The organism is Mycobacterium hubeiense (genome assembly GCF_002838065.1).
Taxonomy (GTDB): Bacteria; Actinomycetota; Actinomycetes; order Mycobacteriales; family Mycobacteriaceae; genus Mycobacterium; species Mycobacterium hubeiense.
This window is the reverse complement of record NZ_PIZU01000105.1, coordinates 1-1,589: the sequence shown is the minus strand read 5'-3', so window position 1 is coordinate 1,589 and position 1,589 is coordinate 1. Positions and strand designations below refer to the sequence as shown.

The window sequence follows — 1,589 nt, the reverse complement described above, 5'->3', positions numbered from 1 at the left end:
GAAAGGAAGTGCGCACAAAACCCGGGACGGTTCACGCATCTTCGGGACAACGACGTGGGCCTCGACGGCGTGGTCACCGTGCCGGGGCCCAGCGGGTCCGCGGTGATCATGGTCGACGCCGCCGCCGAGAACACGATCGTGGTGGCGCCCGGCGCCAACGCCCACCTCACGGTGAATTCCCCGGACGTCCGCGCGGTCATCACCGACAGCGAGGTGGTGCTGCTCCAACTGGAGATCCCGATCTCCACCGCCGTCGCGGCCGCCGGCGTCGCCCGCGCGGCGGGCGCAGTGGTGATCGTCAACGCGTCTCCGGCCGGTGCCGCCGCCCACGAGCTGCTGGCGCTGTCGGAGTTGGCCGATGTCGTCGTCGTCAACGAAACCGAGGCGCGCGACTGGCATTGGCCCGTCCCGCATCTCGTCATCACCCGCGGCGCGCGGGGCGCCAGTTACCTCGGCAACGACGAGCGGTTCGACGTCCCGGCGCCGCGGGTGAAGCCGGTCGACACCACCGGCGCGGGCGACGTGTTCGCCGGGGTGCTGGCCGCCGGCTGGCGGTCGGGTCACGAGGACGCGCTGCGGCGGGCCTGCGCGGCGGGCGCGTTGTCGACGCTGGTACCCGGCGCGGGTGACTGCGCGCCGTATGCGGAGGCCATCGACGACGCCATCGGCGTGCACTGACGCCTCATACTGAATTCGTTACCGTTGTCGTTATAGTCGGCTGCCATGACACCGCGACCGCCCGAAGGCGACTGGCTGGGCACCCCGTTTCTGCGTTTTGACCGTGAGGGCCCGTTCGGGGTCTGCACGCTGGACCGCCCGGAAGCGCGCAATGCGATGACGGCGGCGATGTACTTCGGCATCAAGTACGCGGTCAACCACGTCGGCTCCGATCCCGATCTGGCGGGCCTGCTGATCACCGGAACGGGCGACGTGTTCGCCCCCGGCGGCGATATGGGTGGCGGCGGGACGGACAACTGGATGACGTTCGGCTCGGCGCTGGGCATGGACGCGCTGCCGTTCGAAACCCTGCGCCAATCCGCCAAGCCGGTGGTGGCGGCGGTTAACGGGTTATGCCAGGGCGGCGGGCTGCAGATCGCGTTGTGCGCCGACATGGCGGTGGTCAGCGACCGCGCGACATTCCGCGTGCCGGAGCTGTACCGCGGCATCGCCGACACCTACTACAGCCAGATGCTCGCGCGGCTGATCGGGCCGGTGCGCACCCGCGACCTGATGTTCACCGGCCGCACGCTGACCGCCGAAGAGGCGCTGGACTGGGGCATGGTGGCGCGCGTCGTGCCGTATGACGACCTCGCCGACGCGGCCCGCGAGGTGCTCGCCCAGTGCTGCCGGACCGCGCCAGGCGCGCGGGCCGTGATCAAGTCCAGCCTGGACAACTACCTCGGGCTCTACGACCGCATCGGCATGCAGTCGAGCCTGGGCAAGGCCGAGGCGGTCGAGGGGTTCATGGCGTTCAAGGAGCGGCGTTCGCCGTCGTGGGTGCACCCCGACCTGCGGATCGACGGCCGCCTCTGAGTGATTTGGGCGTAGCTGGTCGCGCTCAGCGGGCTGTTGCGAAATGTGGGGCTTGA

The 1,589-nt window shown here is 70.2% G+C and carries 2 protein-coding genes; both read left to right on the top strand.

The annotated features are described in order from the left end of the window. Positions 1 to 678: PfkB family carbohydrate kinase (locus CWS39_RS28155; RefSeq protein ID WP_102146103.1), on the top strand; the 678-nt coding region annotated here is incomplete at its 5' end. A gap of 45 nt (positions 679 to 723) precedes the next feature. Continuing rightward, positions 724 to 1,533, top strand: coding sequence for an enoyl-CoA hydratase/isomerase family protein (locus tag CWS39_RS28150; protein WP_102146102.1), 810 nt, complete (start codon positions 724 to 726; stop codon positions 1,531 to 1,533). Positions 1,534 to 1,589: the final 56 nt, after the last annotated feature.